We start from the raw sequence: 22,991 nt of genomic DNA, 5'->3' as shown, positions 1-22,991 counted from the left end.
AAGGGTGGGGGGAGGTCGGGAGGGGGGCCCCCTACTCCGCCTCGGCCTGATCCTCCGCCTCCAACTCCTCCACCACCTCCTCGGGCAGCATCAGCACGCCCGAATTGTAGTCGTAGTCGTAGATTTCGGCGTAGCGGCCCCAGGTGATGGCGGTTTCCAGCACCCGCTCGGCCTCGTGGTCGGTGAGGTAGTCCTGCAGCTCCTGGAGGAAGCGGTCTTCCGGCGCGCGGTGGTCCTTGCGCTCGTCCAGCACCCGCTTGATATGGGCGGCCAGCGGAATGCCGCGCAGCAGCGCCTCGGCGAACATCTCCTTGCGCCCGGCATCCTCGGCCTCGACGAAGGCGCGGCCCGCATGGGTCAGGAAGATGTCGCCCGCCGCGATGCGGGCCAGCCCCAGCACCCGCAAGCCTTCGAACAGGTGGAACAGGGCATCGTCCTCCAGCTCGGTCTCCTCGGCCAATTGCGGCAGGTCGGCGCGGCCCGAGAACGGCGGCTCGGCGATGGTCTCCAGCAGGCCCGCCATCTTGCCCGGCGTGGTGTCGGGCAGGCGGTAGCCCAGGGTCAGCTGATCAGCCGCGCCACCGGCGCCGCCCCGCACATTGGCGGTCATCAGGGTGTAGACCTCGTCGACGATCTGGCGGAAGGCGGGGGATTCCACGTCACGCGGCCGGGCCAGCCCCACCCGGATTTCCGCCCGCACCCGCCCGGGATCGGAGGAGAACACCAGCACCCGGTCGGCGATGGAGACCGCTTCCTCGATATTGTGGGAGACCAGCAGAATGCCCTTGGTGGGAATCTTGCTTTCCTCCCACAGGTCGATCAGGTCCTCGCGCAGCGTCTCGGAGGTCAGCACGTCCAGCGCCGAGAACGGCTCGTCCAGCAACAAGATGTCGGGACGCATCACCAGGGCGCGGGCGAAGCCCACCCGCTGGCGCATGCCGCCCGACAGCTCCTTGGGATAGGCGCCCTCGTAACCGCCGAGGCCGATCAGTTCGATCACCTCGGCCGCCCTTTCCTCGCGCTCGGCGCGGGGGATACGGGCTGCTTCCAGGCCCAGTTCCACGTTCTCCTGCACCGTCAGCCAGGGGAACAGGGCGAAGGACTGGAACACCATGGCGATGCCCCGGGCCGGACCGGTCATCCGGGCGCCGCGATACAGGACCTCGCCGCCATTGGCCGGAATCAGCCCGGCCATGATGCGCAGCAAGGTGGACTTGCCCGAGCCCGACTTGCCCAGCAGGGCGACGATCTCGCCCTCCTCCAGCCGGAAGTCGACGCCTTCCAGCACGGTGCGCTCGTGGCGTTCCGGGGTGCGGAAGGTCTTGCGCACGCCGCGCAGATCCAGCAGGGCCGTCGATGGGCTCACCACATCCTCTCCTTCAATCAAGCCGCAGCCGCTCGGCGGCCAGGGTGTGAAGCGGCCGCCACAGATAGCGGTTGAAGCCCATGACGAACAGACACATCACCGCGATGCCGAGCGCGATGCGCGGAAAGTCGCCCTCGCCCGTCGCCTTGGCGATATAGGACCCCAGGCCGGTGGCGCGCAAGGTGGTGTCGCCCCAGCTCACCAGTTCCGACACGATGGCGGCGTTCCACGATCCGCCCGCCGCGTTGAAGGCGCCGGTGACATAGCTGGGAAAGATGGCGGGCAGGATGAAGCGCCGCCATCTCATCCAGCCGGTCAGGCCGAGATTGTCGGAGGCGTCCTTCATGTCGCGTGGAATGGCCGAGGCGCCGCCGATGACGTTGAACAGGATGTACCACTGGGTGCCCAGGATCATCAGCGGGCTGGTCCAGACATCGACGTTGAGGTCGAAGCGCACGATCAGCATCACCGCCACCGGAAACATCAGATTGGCGGGAAAGGCCGCCAGGAACTGGGCGATCCATTGGACGTTCTGGGCCACCATGGGCCGCTGGCCGATCCATACCCCCACCGGCACCCAGACCAGCGAGGCCAAGGCGATCAGCACCACCACCCGGACGCTGGTGGCGAGGCCGTAGAGCAGCACCTGCCAGATTTCGCCCAGCCCCACCGAGGCATGGACGAACAGCGCCACCTGCACCACCGCCGCCAGGGCGGCGGCCAGCAGCAACGCGTCCCAGGCCCGCTCGGCCCAGGCGGGCAGGATCAGGCGGCGGGCGGGCGGCGGCAGGAAGTCGCTCCGGGCCTCGCGACGGCGCAGCAGCCCGGTGAACCCGGCCCAGGCGGCACCGGGCAGACGGGCCAGGGCGCGGAACAGTCGACCCCGCTGCAGCATGGTCAGCACCCAGGATTCCGGCTGCTGCTCGCCCAGGGCGCTGTCGGTCTTGTATTTGGCGGTCCAGGCCACCAGCGGGCGGAAGACCAGTTGGTCATAGACCACGATGCCGCCCAGCACCGCCAGGATGGCCCAGCCGATGGCCGCCAGGTCGCGAGCGGCGATGGCGAGCGCGATATAGCTGCCGACCCCGGGCAGCATGATGGTCTGGCCCGAGACGGTAATGGCTTCTGACGCCACCACGAAGAACCAGCCCCCCGACACCGAGATCATCATGTTCCACACCAGCCCCGGCACCCCCCAGGGCAGTTCCAGCCGCCAGAAGCGCTGCCAGGACGACAGGTGGAAGACGTTGGAGGCCTCGATCAGGTCGTTGGGCACCGTCTTCAGCGAGGAATAGAGCGAAAAGGCCATGTTCCAGGCCTGGGAAGTGAAGATGGCGAAGATGGCGGCGCATTCGACGCCCAGCAGATTGCCGGGGAACAGGGCGATGAAGCCGGCCACGGTAATGGAGAGGAAGCCCAGGATGGGAATGGACTGGAGAATGTCCAGGATGGGGATCAGCACCTTTTCCAGGGCGGGCACCTTTGCGGCGGCGATGGCGAAGGCCAGGGTGAAGACCAGCGAGGCCATCAGGGCGGCCGCCATGCGCAACGCGCTGCGCAGCAGGTAATAGGGCAGGTTGACCGGGTCCAGCGACAGCGGCAGCGGCGCGCCCACGTCATAGGGGGTCACCATCTGCCCGGCACCATAGGCCAGCAGCGCCAACAGGGCGAAGACCACGGGAATCAGCGCCAGATCCCAGGAATTGGGCTTCAGCTCGGTAGAAACCGCGACCTTGGGAAGGCTCCACCGCATGCCACGAACCGCTGGAGTTGGCGATGGGCCGTCTTAGACCTTCCGCCGCGGCCTGTCGAGACGGGAATGCCGGTGGGGGTCAGCGGCGGCGCAACTCGGACTTGGAGTAGTTGCTGAAATGCCCTTCCCGCGCCGCCTGGGCCCGGACCTTGCCCAGCACGCCGGGCATCTTGGCCTCGGGGGCGACGGTGCCGATCTGACGCTCCAACTCGGTGGCGCCGCAGGCGCTACAGGCGGGAGTGTCGTCGGAACGCACCAATGTCTCGAACACGGCATCGCATTTGACGCAGCGGAAGGTGTAAAGCGGCATTGTTCCCTCTCGAACAATTTTTCGATGACTGGAAACATGACAAGCAAGAGCCATGCCGCAAGCTGCGTTGGACAAGCGACGAAACCTCCCTACATTCATAGCCGAGTTGTCTCAACCCGCCGGGATACCCGATCATGACCCCCCAGGAACGTGACCTGATCTTGAACGTGTTCGACCGCCTGTCCCGCATCGCGGGCGGCCAGAAGGACCGCGATGCCGAGGCGCTGATCAATGAGCGCATGCGTGCCGTGCCCGATGCCGCCTATAATCTGGTGGAAGCGGTGGTGGTGCAGGAAAACGCCATCAAGGAACGCGACGCGCGCATCAACGAGCTGGAACGGCGCCTGGCCGGGGCGCCGCAACCGCAGCAGCAGGCCGGCGGCTTTGGCCAGCCCGCCAATCCCTGGGGCCGCGGTTCGGTTCCCCAGACGCAGCCGCAACCCTATGGCCAGCCCCAGCAATACGGCCAGCCCCAGCAATACGGCCAACCCCAGTATGCCCAGCCCCAGGGTCCCTGGGGCCAGCAGCCCTCGGCGGGCGGCAGCTTCCTGCGCACCGCCGCCGGAGCGGCGGTAGGCGTGGCGGGCGGCATGCTGCTGGCCAATTCCATCTCCGGCATGTTCGCGGGCGGCAATGGCGGCGCGACCCATGCCAGCCCGGTAGCCGACACCACCCCACCCGCCGCCGATACCGGCGCCCAGCCCACCTACGACACCAATGTCGGCGATACCGGCGGCTATGATCCCGGCTATGACGGCGGCGGTGGCTGGGATGATGGCGGCGGTGGTGATTTCTGAGGACAGGGAACGTATATTCCATGATTGCCGCTGGCCTGTACCGCTTACTCACCCCCTGGCAAGCCCTTCGACGAATGGGCGGAGCGGCTTCGCCAGTTCGGGTGATTCTGGCGATCCTGGTCTTGGCATCATCGGGACAGGCCTTTGCCGACGAACGCGAAAGCATCACCTACGCGGTCTATCCCTATCCGCCCATCGCCACCAAGATGGGCGAACATCGCGGTGGCTATGCCACGGAGATCATGACCGAGGCATTGCGCCGCGCCAATCTGCAGGTCAATGTCATTGATCTTCCTGGTAATCGGGCTCTTAGCTATGTGGGAGAAGAGACCGGCATCTTCATTGCCGGAACCAAGACCCCCGAAGCCTTTGACAAGCACCCCATTACATGGCCGTTCTGCTTCGAGACCGTGACCCACGCTTTGATCGTCCAGGCAAAGAAGGGGTATACGTCTTTCATTGATTTGCCTCTGACTGCTCGGATCGGGGCCTTTCTCAGTTATACCTTGAGGGATTACCTTGTTGAGAAAGGCTATACGGACCTCCATCTCGTCAAGAGCAACGACCAACTTGCCGACTTGCTGATGATGGACCGGATCGACGCCTGGGCCTCGTTCGATTCTGCCGCACGCTTCATTCTTGAGGAAAAGGGAATGGATCTCGGTGCCGTACGAAGTCTGCCCATCAAGAAGTTCAGCTTCTGCGCCGTTACGTCCAACAAGACCGACCCCGCGCTGCTTGATCGTGTCAGAGCCGCGTATCAGAGCATGGTTGCCGATGGCAGCAGGGCAGCCATTCGTGCCAGATACGAGCGTTATCTAGGCCCAGACACTCCCCCCGATCCTTCCACATGGCCACAGCGTCCCCATTTCTGACGGCACCGTTGCATCCAGGCAAACCGCTCCCGTATATAGGGAGCGGTTTCCACCGGAGTGACCCGGACATGATTCTCTATACCCTGCGCTGTTCCCACGACCACCACTTCGAGGAGTGGTTCTCCAACAGCGGCGACTACGACACCAAGAAGGACGCGGGCGAGCTGGCCTGTCCCGAATGCGGCGACAAAGACGTGGCCAAGGCCATCATGGCCCCCAATGTGGGCAAGTCGCGCCAGGCCCCGGCACCCGCCCCCAGCTGCGGCACCCCCATGGGCTGCGGCGGCTGCGCCTTCGCCGGGCAGCACTGACCGGGACTTGACCCCCGACCAGATTCTCGGCCGCGTGCTCTACAAGGACCAGGACGTCATCGTCCTGGACAAGCCCGCCGGGCTGGCGGTGCATGCCGGGCCCAACTCTCCCAACCACCTGGAACTGTATCTGGATGCGCTCAGCTTCGGCTGGGCCCATCCCCCCCGCCTTGCCCATCGCCTGGATCGCGACACCGCCGGATGCCTGGTACTGGGCCGCCACGACAAGGCCATCAAGCGCCTGGGCCGCCTGTTCGCCGCCCACCGGGTCGACAAGCGTTATTGGTCGGTCTGCCATGGCGGCCCCGAGGGCGAGCGCGGCACCGTGGACGCGCCGCTGCTGAAGGTCTCGGCCCGGGGCCAGGGCTGGCGCATTCGTGTCGATTCCGCCGGACAGCAGGCCGTCACCGACTGGACGGTATTGGGTCGCGCCGATGGGCTGAGCTGGATCGAGTGGCGGCCGCGCACCGGGCGCACCCACCAGATCCGCATCCACGCCAAGCATCTGGGCTGCCCGCTGCTGGGCGATGCCTATTACGGCCCCGATCCCGACACCAAGATAAGGCTGCACCTGCTGGCCCGCTCCATCGGCCTGCCGCCGCTCTCGCCCAACAAGCCGCCCATCGCCGCCACCGCCCCGGTGCCCGAGCATATGAGGCAGGCATTGCTGGACTGCGGATGGGATGGCCTTTGACGCCATAGCGCGCGATATGGCATGGTAGACCATATGAAGGCTCGACGACTCTTCTACGACCGGATGGACTACCCCGATGGCGCCTTCCTGGAGATGGTGATCTGGGCGGTTCCCGATCCGGTGGCGGGAAGTCGCCACGGCCTGAAATACAGCCTGTATTACGGCCGGGACGGACGGCGGCTGGTGGGCTACGACAACGAACGCGGCAAGGGCGACAACCGCCATGTGGATGGAGGCGAGGAGGCCTATGCCTTCACCACTCCCGAGGCGCTGGTGGCCGATTTCCTGGCCGATGTGCGGAAACTGAGAGGCGAGCCATGACGGCTGATGACAAGGTCCTGGTCGGAATCGGAACCCCCGAGGACATGGGGCGGCGGTTTGTCGATGCCTGGAAGCGGGCCGAAAGCGGTGCCGTGGTCGCGGAAACCCATCACACCTTTCCCGACCTGGAATCCTTGCTGGCTACCCTGACCCCCAAGCGCCTGCATCTGCTGCGCCATGTCCGCCATCACCATGTGCCCAGCATTAAGGCCTTGGCTGCCGATCTGCACCGTGACTACAAGAATGTCCATCGCGACGTGGATGCACTGAGCCGCCTGGGCCTGTTGCAACGCACCCCGGCCGGAGTGGTGGCGCCCTATGGCCAGCTTGACGCCCGGTTCGTGCTATGACCCGCCCGCTCGCCTTTCCCTTCATGGAACGCCCTGCCCTTCCGCAAGGCGAGGCGGCGTTCGAGATCGTTTCCGACTACCGCCCGGCGGGCGACCAGCCCCAGGCCATCGACGAGTTGTCGGCCGGGGTGGAGGCTGGCGAGCGCGATCAGGTGCTGCTGGGCGTCACCGGCTCGGGCAAGACCTTCACCATGGCCCATGTCATCGCCCGGACCAAACGCCCGGCGCTGGTGCTGGCCCCCAACAAGACCCTGGCGGCCCAGCTCTACGCCGAGATGAAGGGCTTCTTCCCCAACAACGCGGTGGAGTATTTCGTCTCCTATTACGACTACTACCAGCCCGAGGCCTATGTTCCCCGCACCGATACCTATATCGAGAAGGATTCGGCGGTGAACGAGCAGATCGACCGCATGCGCCATGCCGCGACGCGAGCGCTGCTGGAGCGGCGCGACGTCATCCTGGTGGCCTCGGTCTCCTGCATCTACGGCATCGGCTCGGTGGACTCCTATGCCCGGATGACCGTCAAGCTGGTGGTGGGCGAGAGCATTGACCGCTCGGACCTGCTGAAGCGGCTGGTGGAGCTGCAATACACCAGGAACGAAGCCGCCTTCGAGCGCGGCACCTTCCGGGTCAAGGGCGACGCGGTGGAAATCTTCCCGGTCCACTACGAGGACCGCGCCTGGCGGCTGTCCCTGTTCGGCGATGAGCTGGAGAGCATCAACGAATTCGATCCCCTGACCGGCGAGAAGACCTGCGCCCTGACCGAGATCATCGTCTATCCGTCCAGCCACTATGTGACGCCGCGTCCCACCGTCACCCAGGCCATCAAGGGTATTAAGGCCGAGTTGAAGGAGACGCTGGAGCGCTTCAACGCCGAGGGCAAGCTGCTGGAAGCCCAGCGCCTGGACCAGCGCACAACCTTCGACCTGGAAATGCTGGAGACCACCGGCCACTGCAAGTCGATCGAGAACTATTCCCGCTACCTGACCGGCCGCAATCCCGGCGAGCCGCCGCCCACCCTGTTCGAATACCTGCCCGAGGACGCCCTGCTGATCGTCGACGAAAGCCACGTCACAGTGCCGCAGATCGGCGGCATGTTTCGCGGCGACTTCAACCGCAAGAGTGTCCTGGCGGAGTTCGGCTTCCGCCTGCCATCCTGCATCGACAACCGGCCGCTGAAATTCGAGGAATGGGAGGCCATGCGGCCCCAGACCATCCATGTCTCGGCCACGCCAGGACCGTGGGAGATGGAGCGCACCGGCGGCGTTTTCACCGAACAGATCATCCGTCCCACCGGACTGGTGGACCCGGTCTGTATCATCCGGCCCGTCGAGGGCCAGGTGGACGACCTGCTGGCCGAGGTGCGCCAGGTCGCCCGCCAGGGCTTCCGCATCCTGGTCACCACGCTCACCAAGAAGATGTCCGAGGACCTGACCGAATACATGCACGACAACGGCATCCGGGTGCGCTACCTGCATTCGGATATCGACACGCTGGAGCGGATCGAGATCATCCGCGACCTGCGGCTTGGCGCCTTCGACGTGCTGGTGGGCATCAACCTTCTGCGCGAAGGCCTCGACATCCCGGAATGCGCCCTGGTAGCGATCCTGGATGCGGACAAGGAAGGCTTCCTGCGCTCCAAGACCTCGCTGGTCCAGACCATCGGCCGCGCGGCGCGCAATATCGAGGGCCGGGTCATCCTCTATGCCGACAAGATGACCGCCTCGCTGGACTACGCCATCTCCGAGACCAACCGGCGGCGCGAGAAGCAGCAGGCCTTCAACATCGCCAACGGCATTACCCCGGAAAGCATCAAGAAGACCATCGGCGACGTGATGCAAAGCGTCTACGAGAGGGACTACCTGACCGTTCCCACCGAGGATATCGGCATCGGCCATGCCGTCGGCAAAAGCCTGGCCCAGGTCAAGGCCGAGTTGGAAAAGCGCATGAAGGCCGCCGCCGCCGACCTGGAATTCGAGGAAGCCGCCCGGCTGCGCGACGAATTGCGTCGGCTGGAAGCCCTCGACCTCGGCATCGAGGTGGGGGCTCCCCCGAAGCGCAGCGCCCAGGGCAAACCCCAAGGCAGGGGGCGCGGACGCGGGCGCGGACGCTGACAAGCCACCGTTACGACCAGGGGGACGAAGCGATTCCAGTCTGCTAGACTGTAACGAATCAGGGCAGGGTGGGTTGAAGAGTCCCATGGAGCGCATCGGCAAATACATCATCCACCAGGCGGTGGTTACCGCCGGATATGACCGCATTTTTCTGTGTCATGACCCGGACCTTCAGGTGCCGGTGGCGGTCAAGCTGTTCAATCCCTTGCCGGAAAGCAGCTGTCCGTTAAGTCCGGCGCAGCAGCAGGCCCGCTTCCTGACCGAGGCCCGCGTCCTTGCCAGCTTCGATCATCCCTACATCATCGGCGTCAAGGTGATGGAGCAGATGGGCGACGGACGGCCCTATTTCGTCATGCCCTACATGGCGGCGCACCTGCCCTACGAGATCGGCAAGGACTTCACCGACCCGGTCGAGCAGGCCGCTGCCGACGAACGCGACAAACCCAGGCGCATGGCCCCGCCCCGCGCGCTGCTGGTGCTGAAGCAACTGGCCTCGGCCACCTTGGCGCTGCATCGGCGCAATCTGGTGCACCGCTTCATCAAGCCGACCAATATCCTGCTGACTGCCACCCAGAATGGTACCGTCAAGCTGTGCGACTTCAGCATGATCAAGCTGCAGGAAAAGAACCTGCCCATGCCCGACCACTGGATGGGCGGCGTCGACTACACCGCCCCCGAGCAGCGCGAGAACGCCACCTCGGTGACGCCCAGGGCCGATGTCTATTCCCTGGGCATCATCGCCCATCGCGTCCTGACCGGCCGCCTGCCCGACCCAACTCGCGAGTTCGCGGAACTGCCGGGCGATTTCCCGCCGCAACTGGTTTCGTTGGTCGCGGCCTGCACCCAATCCGACCCCGCCAAGCGCCCCGCCCATGCCGGCGAGGTCCTGGCCGGACTCGATCAGGTTCCGCTGCCGCGCACAGTGGCGGGCAGGCCGGAGGTCAAGGTCCTGCCCAGCCGCAAGCTTTCCGGCACCATCGTGCCCAAGGCCGCCGGGTCGTAGTGGCGCCGCCACCGATCTCTCCCGCCTTGCCCCCCGCCACCCTGGTCACCGGGGCCGGACGGCGGATCGGCCGTGCCGTGGCCCTGGACCTGGCCCAGTCCGGGTTCGCGGTGGCGGTGCACTATTCCCGCTCCCAGGAGGAGGCCAGGGCCGTGGTGGCCGAGATCGAGGCCGCCGGAGGCCGAGCCTCCGCCATTGCCGCCGACCTGTCCCGCGAGGACGAGGTGGCGACCCTGGTGCAACGGGCGACGGCGGCGGTGGGACCCCTGGGCCTGCTGGTCAACAATGCCTCCACCTTCGAACGCGACGATGCCCTGGGGGCGTCCCGGCAATCATGGGACCTCCATATGGAGGTCAATCTGCGCGCGCCCTTCGTCCTGACCCAGGATTTCGCCCGCCTGCTGCCCGCCGAGGCCTCGGGGCTGGTGGTTAACCTGCTGGACCAGCGGGTCTGGAACCTGACGCCCCATTTCACCACCTATACCCTGTCCAAGGCCGGACTGTGGACCCTGACCCAGACCCTGGCCCTGGCCCTGGCACCGCGCATCCGGGTGGTGGGAATCGGTCCCGGCCCCGCCCTACCCAGCCAGCGCCAGTCGGACACCCAGTTCGCCGATCAGGTGGCGGCGCTGCCCCTGGCCCGGGGCACCTCGCCCGAGGAGGTCTGCCACACCATCCGCTTCCTGCTGGCCACCCCGTCCATCACCGGCCAGATGATCGCGCTGGACGGTGGTCAGCATCTGTGTTGGGCAACCGGAGATGATCCTGCGGAGGAATGAGTAGATTCCGCCGTAGTAAGGACCGATCCTATCCCTTGGAGACATCGGGAAAACCGTTCCAACGTCGCCCCGGAACCCCTTGTAACACGCCGGAAATATCAAGTTTTACACAGCCCGCCGCCGGGACGGGGCTGCACCATGACCGGGGCAACTGTCCAGAAAAATAATCCGTGATTTGCATTTTGTTTGCGCTTGACAGATACTAACCCATTGAAATGCAACAATTCATCGTTTTATGCCTACAAATTGAGCACACCGGTCAACCCCTAGGAGACTCTTGGGGGACCCCTGCCCCAGGCCCCTTTGCCAACAGACTTATCCACAGCTTTCGTGGATATCCCGCAGCGCAAGAGAGAATCACCCTCCTTCACCAAAGATATACTTCCGTGACAGATCTCCCCACCCATCTCCCCTGCCTTTCCGGTCATACTCATGCCCAATGATTTTCCCTCGGAAAGCGCAACCGCGACGCCTCTGGCCTCGGGCGTCAAGGTGATCATGGCCTTTCTCGCCACCCTGCCCGGCACCCCCGGCGTCTACCGCATGATCAATGCCAAGGGCGACGTCTTGTATGTGGGCAAGGCCAAAAGCCTGAGGAAGCGGGTGGTGGCCTATACCCGGCCCGACAAGCAGTCGCTGCGCATCCAGCGCATGATCGCCGAGACCTCCGCCATGGAGGTGGTGACCACCGCCACCGAGGTCGAGGCGCTGCTGCTGGAAAGCAACCTGATCAAGACCCTGGGTCCGCGCTACAATATCCTGCTCAAGGACGATAAGAGCTTCCCCCACATCCTGCTGACCCGCGACCATGACTGGCCGCAGGTGGTCAAGCACCGGGGAGCGCGCTCGCGCAAGGGCGAGTATTTCGGCCCCTTTGCCTCGGCAGGGGCGGTCAACCAGACCCTGGCGGCGCTGCAACGGGCCTTTCTGCTGCGCTCGTGCACGGATTCGGTGTTCGCATCGCGCACCCGGCCCTGCCTGCTGTTCCAGATCAAGCGCTGTTCGGCGCCGTGCGTCGAGCGCATCGGCCATGCCGACTACATGGAACTGGTGGAAGGCGCCAAGGACTTCCTGTCGGGCCGTAGCCAGCGCATCCAGCGCCAGCTTGCCGCCGCCATGGAAGCCGCCTCCGAGGCCATGGAATACGAGCAGGCCGCCGTGCTGCGCGACCGCATCCGCGCCCTGGCCCGCATCCAGGCCCACCAGGACATCAATCCGGCCGAGGTGGAAGAGGCCGACGTGGTAGCGCTGCACATGGCGGCAGGCCAGGTCTGCATCCAGGTGTTCTTCTTCCGCTCGGGCTGCAACTACGGCAACCGCTCGTATTTTCCCATCCATGCCCAGGACGCCGAGCCGGAGGAGATCATGGCCGCCTTCCTGGGCCAGTTCTACGCCGACAAGCAGCCCCCGGCCGAGATCATGGTCAATGTCGACCCGGCGGAAGCCACCATCGTCGCCCGCGCCCTGTCCGAGAAGGCGGGCCGCAAGGTGACGCTGCTGCGGCCCCAGCGCGGCGACAAGGTCAAGCTGGTGGAGCATGCCGCCGCCAATGCCCGCGAGGCCCTGGGGCGCCGCATGGCCGAAAGCGGCGCCCAGCGCAAGCTGCTGGAAGGCGTCGCCACGGTGTTCGGCCTGGAGGCGCCCCCCGCCCGCATCGAGGTTTACGACAACAGCCATATCCAGGGCTCCGACGCGGTGGGCGCCATGATCGTCGCCGGACCGGACGGGCTGATGAAATCGGCCTATCGCAAGTTCACCATCAAATCCACCGACATGGCGCCGGGTGACGACTTCGCCATGATGCGCGAAGTGCTGACCCGACGCTTCAAGCGCGCCCAGAAGGAAGACCCCGACCAGGACAAGGGACTGTGGCCCGACCTGGTGTTGATCGATGGTGGCCAGGGCCAGCTCAACGCCACCCTGGAAGTGCTGGCCGAACTGGGCATCGACGAGGTGGCGGTGGTGGGCGTCGCCAAGGGACCCGACCGCAATGCCGGACGCGAACGGTTCTTCATGGCGGGACGGCCGCCGCTGTCGCTGGAAAGCCGCGATCCGGTGCTCTATTTCCTCCAGCGGCTGCGCGACGAAGCCCATCGCTTTGTCATCGGCACCCATCGGGCCAAACGCTCGAAGGGCCTGTCCCAATCCCAGCTGGACGACGTGCCCGGCATCGGCGCCCGGCGCAAGAAGGCGTTGCTGCACCATTTCGGCTCGGCGCGGGAAGTGGCCTCGGCCAGCCTGGAGGATCTGGAATCGGTGGAGGGCATCAGTCGCACCATGGCGCGAAAAATCCACGACCACTTCCACTCCGACACCTGATGGGTTGTGACGTTTCGCGACAATGCATTACATTTATTTCAATTTCATGGACACCGGGCTGGCCGACGCGATAAGACAGCGGAGGGGGAATGGGAGGAACGCTCGGGAGCTATAGTTGAACAAGCCGACCAGGATCAGCATCACCCGGGTGGTGTTCCTACTCTCCCTCCTCGCCACGGCCCTGGCCTTCGCGGTGGTCTTGCTGATCTCGGGCGAGGTGCGCGAGAAATCGGTGCGCGATCTGGCCCGCGACGAAGCCCATCAGACCTCGACCCTGGTGTTCGAGGCGCTGTATTCCGCCATGCGCAAGGGCTGGAGCAAGGCGGAGATTTCCGAGGTCATCGTCCGTCTGCAGACCGCGCTGCCCGACCTGTCCATCGACGTCATCCGTGGCCCGGTCGTGATCCGGCAATTCGGCGAGATGAGTGGTGACCAAGCCCGCCTCAATTCCGACCCCCTGTTGCAAAAGGTGCTGACCAGCGGCATCGAGGAACTGATCCCCGGCGAGACGGGCATCCGCTACCTCTACCCGGTCAAGGCCAAGGAGGAATGCCTGGCCTGCCACACCGAGGCCAAGGTCGGCGACATCAACGGCATCATCGACATCACCTATCCCATCCATTCGCTGAAAGTGTCGCTGGACTACGTGCTGAACACGGTGCTGGCCTATTTCTTCGCCATCCTGCTGCTGCTGTCGGGAGCGCTTTACTGGAAGCTGAAGCTGCTGGTGGCCCAGCCCATCACCCGCATGGTGGCGCTGATGCAGGAAATCATCCAGCACACCGACCTGTCGCGCCGGGTCAAGACCTCGGGCATCATTTCCGAGGTCGCCGATCTGTCGGAATACTTCAACAAGCTGCTGCATACGGTGGAGGACTACCAGAGCCGCCTGGAGGAGCTGTCCATCCGCGATCCGCTGACCCGGCTCTACAATCGTCGCAAGTTCGAGGAATTCCTCGGCCACGAGGCCGACCGCGCCAAGCGCAACATGCATTCCTTCTGCATCGCCCAGATCGACCTGGACGACTTCAAGAACATCAACGACACATTCGGCCACCCCATCGGCGATCTGGTGCTGAAGGAAATCGCCAGCGTCCTGGTGCGCGATGTCCGCCGAACCGATGTGGTCGCCCGGGTGGCCGCCGACGAATTCGCGGTGCTGCTTCCCGAAACCGACCCGGAAGAAGGGTTGCGGGTCGCGGAAAAGCTGCGCCAGACCATCACCGATCTGGCCCTGGGCCTGCCGGTGGGCGGCGTGCGCGTCACCGCCAGCATTGGGCTGGCCAGCTATCCCGAGAACGCCGACGACCCGCAGAAGCTGGTGATCGCCGCCGATGTGGCGCTCTACAAGGCCAAGCGGTCGGGCAAGAACCAGGTGGCGGTGATCGGCGAGGCCGACGACACCACCGCAGTTATCTTCAGCCAGGGCGAGATGGTGCGTACCGCCCTGGCCGAGGGCCGTCTGGTCCCCTTCTATCAGCCCATTGTCTCGGCCAAGGATGGCCGCATCGAGGCCTATGAGGTACTGGCCCGGGTGGTGGACGGCGACAAGTCGGTCTGTGCCGGAGACTTTATCGAATCCGCCGAGGAACTGGGTCTGGCCGGGGAGATCGACAACGCCGTGTTCGAGCGCGCCATCGAGGCCCTGGCCTCGGGGGTGCTGGGCGATGCCAAGGTCTTCGTCAATCTGTCGGCCAAGAGTCTGACCAACCGCGAACGCATGATGGACATTCCGCACCGCCTCAAGGCCGCCGGAATCAATCCCGGCCGCATCGTGCTGGAAATCACCGAGCGCGAGGCCCTGCCCCATTTCGGCGATGTGGTCACCATGGTCAACGAGCTGCGCGCCCAGGGTTTGGCTTTCGCGCTGGATGATTTCGGCAGCGGCTTCTCGTCCTTCCTCTATCTCAAATACATCACCGTGGACTATGTGAAGATCGAAGGCTCGTTCATCCGCCAGATCGTCACCGACGAACGCGACCGCATCATGGTCGAGCATGTCCATTCCATGGCGCGGCGCTTCGGCATGATCACCATCGCCGAATTCGTCGAGGATGAGGAGACCATGGACCTGTTGCGCGAGATGGGAATCAATCTGTGCCAGGGGTTCCACATCAGCACGCCCAAGCCGGTGGAAAAGCTGAGGCCGATCACCGCCACTTGACCGCGCTCAAAGCGAAGGCCGCGCCCTTTGCCGGATACCGGACGCAGGACCATCCCCGTTCGGAGCATTCCGGTCATGAAGCATGGACTTTCCGCGACGCTGGCCCTGCTGGCCCTGGCCTGCGGCATCGGCCTGGGAGCGCCGGGCGATGCCCAGGCCCAGCAGCAGCCTCCGTTCAGCGGCGTGATGATCAAGGGTCAGCCCTATGTCTATGACGCCGAGAACGCCAAGGATGTCATGCGCATCTGCGCCGGCTGTCATGGCGAGCTGGGAGCGGGCGGCGGCGGCGGCGCCTATCCCCGCCTCGGCGGCCTGAACGCCGACTACCTGGCCGAGCAGTTCAAGAAGTTCAAGACCCGCGAGCGCGAGAACATTCCCATGATCCCCTTCGCGGTGGATCGCGAAATGTCGGAAAGCGATGTTCTGGACGTCTCGCGCTATCTTTCCGAGGTCAAACTCGACACCAAGCCGCCCGCCGACCTGCCCAAGGACGGCTATGCCCGGCTGCAGATCATGAAGAAGGTGCTGCAAATCCCGCACGAGCCGGGCGATATCGAGGCGGGCAAGGCATTCTTCGCCGCCGACTGCGCTGCCTGCCATGGCCGCAAGGGCGAAGGCCGGGTCAAGAAGCCGCCGCTGGCGGGCCAGCACATCGCCTATCTGAAGACCCAGGTGGACAATTTCCTGACGGGAAAGCGCCACCATGACGACCTCGACATTCTGCGGGCAAGAACCGCCACGGACTGGACAAATCTCTGGGCCTACCTCTCTAGCCTTCTTGATTGAATTGCCAGCCCCCCTGTAGCCCTTGGCGAGCCTGGACAATCTTGTTATCGTCCCGATCATCGGAAGTTGAACTCCGATAATCACTGGGGGATCGCGGGAATGACCAGGCCACGTCTTGGACTTCAGGTCAGCATCGTGCTGATCATCGCTTTTGTCGTTGCCTGCCTATCCATCGCCACTGCCATCAGCATCTATTTCGCCAGCACCCAGGCCGCCAAGGCCGGGGCCGCCCGACTGTTCACCCAGGTGACCGCGCGTGTCGCCGACAAGGTCGATGGCCAGATCAACGATCTGCTTGAGCTCGCGGGCCTTGGCGCGGTCATGCCGGGGGCGTCGCAACCCATCGGCAAGGATCCCGCCAGCCACGGCGCTCTATCGTTCATTCTCCAGGCGCTGGAGATGAACCCCCACCTGTATTCCGCCTATGTGGGCCAGGCCAACGGCAACTTCCTCCAGGTGATCGCCAGTCGCGGCGACCATCGCATCCTGGCCGCCCACAAGGCGCCGGACAGCACCCGCTATATCCTGCGCGGCATCATCACCGGCGAGGATGGCATCCGGCACGAAACCTGGAAATTCCTGGACGACCAGCATGTCCCCCTGGGCACCGCCATCATCAAGGACAACGCCACCTACGACCCTCGCCAGCGCCCCTGGTACTCGGCCGCCATGGCCAATTCCGACGCGACCTTGTCGGAAGCCTATGTCTTCTCGTCTTTGCAGGAACCCGGCCTGACCGCCTCGCGGCAACTGCCGGGCGGCAAGGGCGTGTTTGGCGTCGACATCACACTCCGGGGCTTGGCCGATTTCATCGGCCGCCAGGAGGTCTCGGCCAAGGGCGGCATCGTCCTGGTGGACCAGAAGCAGCGTATCCTGGCCGCGACCCCCGCCCTGCTGACAGGCCTGATCCGCACGCCGCCGCCGCTGGCACCGCTCGACAGCATCGACCGCCCCCTGATCAAGGCACTGTCTTCGTCCTTGACGAGCGGCGCCACCGCCCTGGTTCCGACCGAGCTGGGAGACGTGCTGACCCAATCGACCGAATGGGCCGACCGCGAGGGGACCACCCTAACCATCGCCATCGTCTCGCCATTCGCCGACTTCACCGGTCCCATCGAGGAAATGCAAAAGCGTATCGTCAAGATCGCGGTGATCGTGCTGCTTTTGGCGATTCCACTGTCCATGCTGTTCGCCCGCTACATCGCCGGGGCGGTTCGCACCCTGGCGATCCAGGCCGACAAGGTCCGTCATTTCGACTTTTCCGACCCGCCGCCGGTGGGATCGATCATCAAGGAATTCAATGAGCTGTCCGCGGCCTTCGGACTGATGATCCAGACCATCGCCGGACGCTCCGCCGAACTGGCGGCGGCGCATCGGCGGCTGGAACGGCTGGTCGATCTGGGTATCGCCCTGTCGTCCGAGCGTGATACCGGCAAGCTGATGGACATGATCCTGCTCGGCGCCAAGGAGCTGACCAACGCCGATGGCGGAACGCTCTATATCCGCGACGAGAACCAGTTGCGCTTCCAGATCATTCGCAGCGATTCCCTCAACATCAAGATGGGTGGCGAGGGCGAGCCGCCGCCGTCGCTGCCACCGGTGCCCCTGCTGGACCCCGAGGGGCGCCCCAACCACAAGAACGTGGTCAGCCATGCCGTCCATTCCCAGGTGACCGTCAACATCCCCGATGCCTATGACCAGGTGAATTTCGATTTCTCGGGCACCAAGGCCTTCGACCAGAAGACCGGCTATCACTCCACATCGTTCCTGACCGTGCCGCTGAAGCCGCGCGGCGGCGATGTCATCGGTGCCGTGCAACTGATCAACGCCCAGGACGAGCATACCGGCGCCATCGTCCCCTTCGCGCCGCAAATCCAGCGCTTCGTCGAGGCCCTGGCCGCCCAGGCCGCCACCGCGCTCTACAACCGCGAACTGCTCGATGCCCAGGAACGGCTGATGGACGCCATGATCCAGATCATCGCGGGCGCCATCGACGCCAAGAGCCCCTATACCGGCGGCCATTGCGAACGCGTTCCCGAACTGTCGCTGATGCTGGCCGAGGAAGCCTGCAAGATGCGCGATGGCCCGCTGGCCGACTTCTCGTTCAACACCCCCGAGGAATGGCGCGAGTTCAAGATCGGCGCCTGGCTGCACGACTGCGGCAAGGTCACCACCCCGGAATATGTGGTCGACAAGGCCACCAAGCTGGAAACCATCTATAACCGCATCCACGAGATCCGCACCCGCTTCGAGGTGCTGCTGCGCGACGCCCGCATCGAGATGCTGGAGGCCATGGCCAAGGGCATGCCCGCCGCCGAGGCCGAGCAGCGCTACGAGGCCGAGAAGGCAGCCCTGATCGACGACTACGCCTTCATCGCCGAATGCAATGTCGGCGGCGAGTTCATGGCCCCCGACAAGGTCGAGCGGATGAAGCGCATCGCCACCCGGACCTGGATGCGCCATTTCGACAACCGCCTGGGCCTGTCCCATGGCGAATTGCTGCGCTACACCGAGCCACCCAGGTCCATGCCGGTGGAAGAACCCCTGCTGGCCGACAAGCCCTATCACGTCATTCCGCGTCCGTCGGATTCGGCGCTGTTCGACCCCAGCTATGGCTTCAAGACCAAGATTCCCGAGAATCTCTACAATTACGGCGAGGTCTACAATCTGGCCATCAGCCGCGGCACCCTGACCGAGGAAGAGCGCTTCAAGATCAACGAGCACATCATCCAGACCATCATCATGCTGAAGCGACTGCCCTTCCCCAAGCATCTGCAGCGGGTGGCGGAATATGCCGGCGCCCACCACGAAACCCTGCTGGGCACCGGCTATCCCCGGCAATTGACCGCCGATCAGTTGTCGGTTCCGGCCCGCATCACCGCCATCGCCGACATCTTCGAGGCGCTCACCGCCTCGGATCGCCCCTACAAGCAGCCCAAGACCCTGTCGGAATGCGTCAAGATTCTCAGCTTCTTCAAGAAGGACAAGCACATCGACCCCGACCTGTTCGACCTGTTCCTGACTTCGGGCGTGTATCAGCGCTACGCCGAGCGCTTCCTGCGCCCGGAACAGATGGACCGGGTGGATATCAGGCCCTATCTCGGTTCGCCGGAGCCCAAGCCCGCGCCAGAAACCGCAGCCCAGTGAAGGCGGGACAAGGATCGGTGATCAGCCAGACGGGGATGGCGGCGAGATAGGGGGCGAACCGCCCCTGATCCTCGAAACGGGCGCGAAAGCGCGATCGCCCGAGCGTCTCGGCCATGCGGGGCAGGATCCCCCCCGCCAGGAACACACCGCCCCTGGCCCCGACCGATAGGGCCAGCCCCGCCGCCACGGTGCCCAGCAGGGCGAAGAAATGATCCAGTGCCTTGACGCAGAACCGGCACTGTCCGGCCATCGCCCTTGCCGCCACCTGATCCGGTGCCAGGGGGTCGGGGGCCGTTCCCGCCATCTCGGCCAGGACACGGTACAGCACCACCAGCCCCGATCCGGATAGCAGCAGTTCAGCGGGAACATGGCCATGCTCGCGGCGCAACCGGGCCAGGATCAAGGCCTCGGCCTCGTCGGCCGCCGCCAGGGTGACCATGCCGCCCTCGGTGGCCAAGGGCACCCAGCCCCCGCCAGTCACCGGAACCAGGGAGGAAACGCCCAGTCCGGTCCCCGGCCCCAATACGGCCATGGGGGCTTGGGGTACGGCCGTGCCGCCCCCCATGGGCAGCCGTTGTTCCGCCACGAGCAGGGGCAGCGACAGGGCCACGGCGGTGAAATCGTTGACGACCTCCAGCCGGACCAGCCCCAGGGCGCGGCGGGTTTCCTCCACCGAGAAGCGCCAGCCGGAATTGACCACGTCCATGATGTCGCCCTCGGGCACCGCCGCCACGGCGAAGGCTCCCCACTCCGGACGCAGGTCCCCCAATGCGGCCCGGGCGGCAGGGACGGGACCGGCGAAATCGGCGCAACGCAAGGTGGCCAGGGGCTCGATGATCTCGCCCGTCACCAGGGCGAACCGGATATGGGTCCCGCCGATATCGGCCAGCAGGCCGGATGGCGATGTCATCCGGCCACCGGCCGGGCCACCAGCGAGCGGCGGTGGCGGGCATGGCCGATATTCCAACCCAGCGGCTCGGAACTGTAGCCCGCCTCGGCCAGGACCTGGGTAATCTCGTCCGGGGCATAGCAGGACAGGCCCAGGCGACGACGCTCCTCGCGATAGGTCGAGCCCAGGATACGGCACAGCCCGGCCAGGGCATCCCACAGGAAACCCTGTTCCAGCGCGAAGCGGAGCAGGGCGACGGTATCATCCACCAGATGATTGCCGGGGCTCAGGATATCGCCGATCACCAACCGGCCATCCGGCTTCAGGATTTGGCGCAGGCGGCGCAACAGGGCGGACAATTCGGGCTTGGGAACATACTGGATCACCGAGATCATCAAGATCAGATCGCAGGTCCCATCCAGCTCCTCCAGGCTTTCCGCCACCCGAACCCCGCTCAATCCGGCGAAGCGCTGGCGCAAGGTAGCGCGGCGCGACGGCGCCTGGTCGAACAAGATGACCGATCCGCCCCGATCAGCCAGGGCAGGCGCCATCAGCGCCTCGCCGCACCCATAGTCCATCAGCGTGAACGGCGGCGGCGGCAACAGGGCCTCGATGTCGGAGAACAGACCCTGGTAATGGGCTTCCAGGTGCCGGGGGCTGACGTAAAGGGATACGTTGCCATCCCAGTAATCGAGCCAGCCACTTTTGGTGTTCATTGTTTTCCTCCCGGCACGATTGTCACCGGGAAGGCGGGGAATTGACAAGTCCCCCTTTGGTTGGCTGATGCAATTTCCGGCAATCGGCGTAAAATATGAGCATTCGCCATGGCCGGGGGAGGTCTCCTTGCTGGTTCTCATCCACCCCGACGCCCCATCCGTGGCCCGGCGCGGCGCCGCCCTGCTGGCGGACCTGATTGCCCGCAAGCCCGACGCGGTGATCGGGGTCGCCGCCGGAGCGACGCCCTTGGCCATGTATGCCGATCTGGTCCGCCGTCAGGCCGAGGACGGATTGGATTGTTCCCGCATCACCGTCTTTGGCCTCGACGAGTATCTGGGCATCGGCAACGACCACCCGGCCAGTTGCCACCGGACCCTGCGCCACCATCTGATCGCTCCCCTGCGGCTTTCCCCCGCCCAGGCGCATCTGCTCGACTCGTGCCCCGGTCTCCCCCTGGATCAAGTCTGCGCCGCCCATGAGGCGGGCATCCGGGCAGCGGGCGGCCTGGATCTGCAAATTCTCGGGCTCGGGGTCAACGGCCATATCGGTTTCAACGAGCCGGGATGCTGCCTGAACGGTCGGACACATGTGGTGGCGTTGCGGTCCAGCACCTTGGCCACCAACCGCGCCGTCTTCGCGCCTTATGGCGAGGAGGTGCCGCGAACCGCCGTATCCATGGGGGTGGGAACCATTCTGTCGGCGGGACGCATCATGCTGCTGGCGACCGGCGCCGCCAAGGCAGAGCCCGTGGCTCTCGCGGTGGAGGGACCGCTCACCGCCATGGTTCCGGCCTCCAGCCTGCAACTTCATGCCGATGCGGTGATGCTGCTGGACGAGGCGGCGGCGGCACGGCTGACGCTCAAGGACGACTATAAGGCAGAGGATGCGGCCTTGGCCGCCCTCCAGAGCCCATAAGAAGACTTCACGGGAGGATCGTCATGGCGAATATCTGCAAGATCGCGTTCCTGGGGGCCGGCAGCATGTCATTCGGCCTGTCCACCTTCCGCGACATGTTTTCCTCGGACAAGCTGGCCGGATCGACCCTGGTGCTGGTGGACCACAATCCCGAGGCCCTGGCCCGCATGGTCGCCCTGGCCGAGCGCATGAACCGGGACGGGAATGCCAAGATGATCATCGAAAGCACCACCGACCGGCGCGCCGCCCTCGATGGCGCACGGGTGGTGATCAATTCGGTGGCCATCGACCGTATGCGGCTGTGGAAGCAGGACTTCGACATCCCCAGGAAATACGGTATCCGCCACACATTGGGCGAGAACGGCGGCCCCGGCGGCCTGTTCTTCACCATGCGGACCCTGCCGCTGATCTTCGACATCGTGCGCGACATGCAGGAACTTTGCCCCGACGCCCTGTTCCTCAACTTCTCCAACCCGGAGAGCCGCATCGTGCTGGCGGTGGGCAAGTACACGCCCCAGAAGGTCATGGGCCTGTGCCACGGCATCTTCATGGCGCGCGGCGCTATCTGCCACATCACCGGCGTGCCCTGGCACGACGCGGAATGCTGGGCCATCGGCCTCAACCACTTCCAATGGGTGCTGCAGGTCCGCAACCGCTGGACCGGCGCCGACATGTATCCGCTGCTGCGCGAGAAGGAAAAGACCTTCGATCCCAGCTTCGAGCCATTCAGCCGCAAGATGTTTGGCATCTACGGCCTGTGGCCCACCTGTTCCGACGACCATCTGGGCGAATACCTGTCCTTCGGCTGGGAAGGCGGCGAGCACGGCTATGACTGGGCCGCCGATGCCCGCGACCGCGACAAGCTCAAGACCGATATCGAGGCGGTGCTGGCGGGCGGACCGCTGCCCGAGGAATGGACCCATTCGGTGGGCGAGCGCACCGACGTGGTGGTGGACGGCATCATCAATAACCGTCACCACTATCTGGAATCGGCGGTGGTGATGAACAACGGGGTCATCCCCAACCTGCCGCCCGATCTGGCGGTAGAGGTTCCGGCCATGGTGGACGCGGCGGGCATCCATCCGGTATCGCTGGGGCCGCTGCCCGAGCCGATCCAGAAGCTGGCGCTGATGCAGGCGGGCGTGCAGCAATTGGCGGTGGAAGCCGCCGTTCACGCCTCCAAGGAACTGGCGCTGCAGGCGCTGCTGGCCGATCCGGTGGTCAACTCCACCGATGCCGCCGTCAAGCTGCTGGACGAGTTGTGGGAGATCAACAAGGCCTATATCCGCAAATGCGTCTGACGCCTAGCACTACTTTGGCACTTTAGGCTCCGCAGCATCCGCAAGGAGCCTGTCACAGTGAGGGCATCGTCTGGGTGGAT

20 protein-coding genes are annotated in these 22,991 nt (G+C 65.0%); 15 read left to right on the top strand and 5 right to left on the bottom strand.

The window, feature by feature from the left end:
* Positions 1–31: 31 nt before the first annotated feature.
* The 3 genes from A6A04_RS11360 to A6A04_RS11350 all read right to left on the bottom strand — a co-directional run bounded on the left by A6A04_RS11360 (position 32) and on the right by A6A04_RS11350 (position 3,429).
* Complete coding sequence (locus A6A04_RS11360) at positions 32–1,366, bottom strand: ABC transporter ATP-binding protein (protein WP_068492980.1); 1,335 nt, start codon at positions 1,364–1,366, stop codon at positions 32–34.
* A 13-nt stretch (positions 1,367–1,379) separates the two neighbouring features.
* On the bottom strand, positions 1,380–3,119 hold the full coding sequence (locus tag A6A04_RS11355; protein WP_068492951.1) for an ABC transporter permease: 1,740 nt from the start codon (positions 3,117–3,119) through the stop codon (positions 1,380–1,382).
* Between the two features lie 79 nt (positions 3,120–3,198).
* A complete protein-coding gene (locus A6A04_RS11350) occupies positions 3,199–3,429 on the bottom strand; it encodes an FmdB family zinc ribbon protein (RefSeq protein WP_068492950.1) in 231 nt (76 codons plus the stop codon).
* A gap of 134 nt (positions 3,430–3,563) precedes the next feature.
* Between A6A04_RS11350 and A6A04_RS11345 the strand changes: the two genes are divergently transcribed.
* From A6A04_RS11345 to A6A04_RS21680, 13 genes are all read left to right on the top strand, one after another.
* The gene (locus A6A04_RS11345; protein ID WP_068492948.1) at positions 3,564–4,226 is read left to right on the top strand and encodes a DUF2076 domain-containing protein; all 663 of its coding nucleotides are present in this window, start codon (positions 3,564–3,566) and stop codon (positions 4,224–4,226) included.
* Between the two features lie 20 nt (positions 4,227–4,246).
* Positions 4,247–5,101 (top strand): substrate-binding periplasmic protein, encoded by an 855-nt coding sequence (locus A6A04_RS11340; protein ID WP_068492946.1) that lies wholly within the window; start codon positions 4,247–4,249, stop codon positions 5,099–5,101.
* Between the two features lie 68 nt (positions 5,102–5,169).
* Positions 5,170–5,412: a DUF1178 family protein gene (locus A6A04_RS11335; RefSeq protein ID WP_068492944.1), complete on the top strand. Its 243-nt coding sequence runs from the start codon at positions 5,170–5,172 to the stop codon at positions 5,410–5,412.
* Positions 5,413–5,419: 7 nt separating this feature from the next.
* The gene (locus tag A6A04_RS11330; protein WP_068492942.1) at positions 5,420–6,106 is read left to right on the top strand and encodes an RluA family pseudouridine synthase; all 687 of its coding nucleotides are present in this window, start codon (positions 5,420–5,422) and stop codon (positions 6,104–6,106) included.
* Positions 6,107–6,139: 33 nt separating this feature from the next.
* Positions 6,140–6,427, top strand: coding sequence for a toxin-antitoxin system TumE family protein (locus tag A6A04_RS11325; RefSeq protein WP_068492941.1), 288 nt, complete (start codon positions 6,140–6,142; stop codon positions 6,425–6,427).
* Entirely contained in the window at positions 6,424–6,777 is a 354-nt protein-coding gene (locus A6A04_RS11320) for an HVO_A0114 family putative DNA-binding protein (protein ID WP_068492938.1), read from the top strand. Before A6A04_RS11325 ends, A6A04_RS11320 begins: the two co-directional genes overlap by 4 nt.
* The gene (gene uvrB / locus A6A04_RS11315) at positions 6,774–8,891 is read left to right on the top strand and encodes an excinuclease ABC subunit UvrB (protein WP_068492936.1); all 2,118 of its coding nucleotides are present in this window, start codon (positions 6,774–6,776) and stop codon (positions 8,889–8,891) included. Before A6A04_RS11320 ends, uvrB begins: the two co-directional genes overlap by 4 nt.
* Before the next feature lie 73 nt (positions 8,892–8,964).
* A complete protein-coding gene (locus A6A04_RS11310; RefSeq protein ID WP_156612570.1) occupies positions 8,965–9,894 on the top strand; it encodes a serine/threonine-protein kinase in 930 nt (309 codons plus the stop codon).
* Positions 9,894–10,673 (top strand): SDR family oxidoreductase, encoded by a 780-nt coding sequence (locus A6A04_RS11305; RefSeq protein ID WP_245651172.1) that lies wholly within the window; start codon positions 9,894–9,896, stop codon positions 10,671–10,673. Before A6A04_RS11310 ends, A6A04_RS11305 begins: the two co-directional genes overlap by 1 nt.
* Before the next feature lie 432 nt (positions 10,674–11,105).
* Entirely contained in the window at positions 11,106–12,992 is a 1,887-nt protein-coding gene (gene uvrC, locus A6A04_RS11300) for an excinuclease ABC subunit UvrC (protein WP_068492930.1), read from the top strand.
* Between the two features lie 115 nt (positions 12,993–13,107).
* Positions 13,108–15,156 carry an EAL domain-containing protein gene (locus tag A6A04_RS11295; RefSeq protein ID WP_068492929.1) on the top strand — a complete coding sequence of 683 codons (2,049 nt, stop codon included), beginning with the start codon at positions 13,108–13,110 and terminating at the stop codon, positions 15,154–15,156.
* A gap of 75 nt (positions 15,157–15,231) precedes the next feature.
* A complete protein-coding gene (locus A6A04_RS11290; protein ID WP_068492927.1) occupies positions 15,232–15,942 on the top strand; it encodes a c-type cytochrome in 711 nt (236 codons plus the stop codon).
* A 99-nt stretch (positions 15,943–16,041) separates the two neighbouring features.
* The gene (locus A6A04_RS21680; RefSeq protein WP_082914866.1) at positions 16,042–19,089 is read left to right on the top strand and encodes an HD domain-containing phosphohydrolase; all 3,048 of its coding nucleotides are present in this window, start codon (positions 16,042–16,044) and stop codon (positions 19,087–19,089) included.
* On the opposite strand, the gene glk is transcribed toward A6A04_RS21680, so the two are convergent.
* A complete protein-coding gene (glk, locus tag A6A04_RS11280) occupies positions 19,031–19,999 on the bottom strand; it encodes a glucokinase (protein WP_068492925.1) in 969 nt (322 codons plus the stop codon). The genes A6A04_RS21680 and glk overlap by 59 nt on opposite strands.
* Positions 19,996–20,694 (bottom strand): class I SAM-dependent methyltransferase, encoded by a 699-nt coding sequence (locus A6A04_RS11275; protein ID WP_068492923.1) that lies wholly within the window; start codon positions 20,692–20,694, stop codon positions 19,996–19,998. The genes glk and A6A04_RS11275 overlap by 4 nt, the downstream gene beginning before the upstream one ends.
* Positions 20,695–20,821: 127 nt before the next feature.
* On the opposite strand from A6A04_RS11275, the gene A6A04_RS11270 reads away from it, so the two are divergent.
* Positions 20,822–21,610: a glucosamine-6-phosphate deaminase gene (locus tag A6A04_RS11270; RefSeq protein ID WP_068492920.1), complete on the top strand. Its 789-nt coding sequence runs from the start codon at positions 20,822–20,824 to the stop codon at positions 21,608–21,610.
* Positions 21,611–21,633: 23 nt separating this feature from the next.
* Positions 21,634–22,911 carry a family 4 glycosyl hydrolase gene (locus A6A04_RS11265; protein WP_068492918.1) on the top strand — a complete coding sequence of 426 codons (1,278 nt, stop codon included), beginning with the start codon at positions 21,634–21,636 and terminating at the stop codon, positions 22,909–22,911.
* Positions 22,912–22,991: the final 80 nt, after the last annotated feature.

The sequence above is a fragment of the Paramagnetospirillum marisnigri genome, from assembly GCF_001650715.1.
Lineage (GTDB): Bacteria > Pseudomonadota > Alphaproteobacteria > Rhodospirillales > Magnetospirillaceae > Phaeospirillum > Phaeospirillum marisnigri.
This window is presented reverse-complemented; position numbering and strand designations above follow the sequence as displayed.

What these genes read in the sequence shown, in the direction of transcription:
- A6A04_RS11355 (WP_068492951.1), bottom strand. Translation starts at nt 3,119, where the DNA reads ATGCGGTGGAGCCTTCCCAAGGTCGCGGTTTCTACCGAGCTGAAGCCC.
- A6A04_RS11350 (WP_068492950.1), bottom strand. Translation starts at nt 3,429, where the DNA reads ATGCCGCTTTACACCTTCCGCTGCGTCAAATGCGATGCCGTGTTCGAG.
- A6A04_RS11345 (WP_068492948.1), top strand. Translation starts at nt 3,564, where the DNA reads ATGACCCCCCAGGAACGTGACCTGATCTTGAACGTGTTCGACCGCCTG.
- A6A04_RS11340 (WP_068492946.1), top strand. Translation starts at nt 4,247, where the DNA reads ATGATTGCCGCTGGCCTGTACCGCTTACTCACCCCCTGGCAAGCCCTT.
- A6A04_RS11335 (WP_068492944.1), top strand. Translation starts at nt 5,170, where the DNA reads ATGATTCTCTATACCCTGCGCTGTTCCCACGACCACCACTTCGAGGAG.
- A6A04_RS11325 (WP_068492941.1), top strand. Translation starts at nt 6,140, where the DNA reads ATGAAGGCTCGACGACTCTTCTACGACCGGATGGACTACCCCGATGGC.
- A6A04_RS11320 (WP_068492938.1), top strand. Translation starts at nt 6,424, where the DNA reads ATGACGGCTGATGACAAGGTCCTGGTCGGAATCGGAACCCCCGAGGAC.
- uvrB (WP_068492936.1), top strand. Translation starts at nt 6,774, where the DNA reads ATGACCCGCCCGCTCGCCTTTCCCTTCATGGAACGCCCTGCCCTTCCG.
- uvrC (WP_068492930.1), top strand. Translation starts at nt 11,106, where the DNA reads ATGCCCAATGATTTTCCCTCGGAAAGCGCAACCGCGACGCCTCTGGCC.
- A6A04_RS11290 (WP_068492927.1), top strand. Translation starts at nt 15,232, where the DNA reads ATGAAGCATGGACTTTCCGCGACGCTGGCCCTGCTGGCCCTGGCCTGC.
- A6A04_RS21680 (WP_082914866.1), top strand. Translation starts at nt 16,042, where the DNA reads ATGACCAGGCCACGTCTTGGACTTCAGGTCAGCATCGTGCTGATCATC.
- glk (WP_068492925.1), bottom strand. Translation starts at nt 19,999, where the DNA reads ATGACATCGCCATCCGGCCTGCTGGCCGATATCGGCGGGACCCATATC.
- A6A04_RS11275 (WP_068492923.1), bottom strand. Translation starts at nt 20,694, where the DNA reads ATGAACACCAAAAGTGGCTGGCTCGATTACTGGGATGGCAACGTATCC.
- A6A04_RS11265 (WP_068492918.1), top strand. Translation starts at nt 21,634, where the DNA reads ATGGCGAATATCTGCAAGATCGCGTTCCTGGGGGCCGGCAGCATGTCA.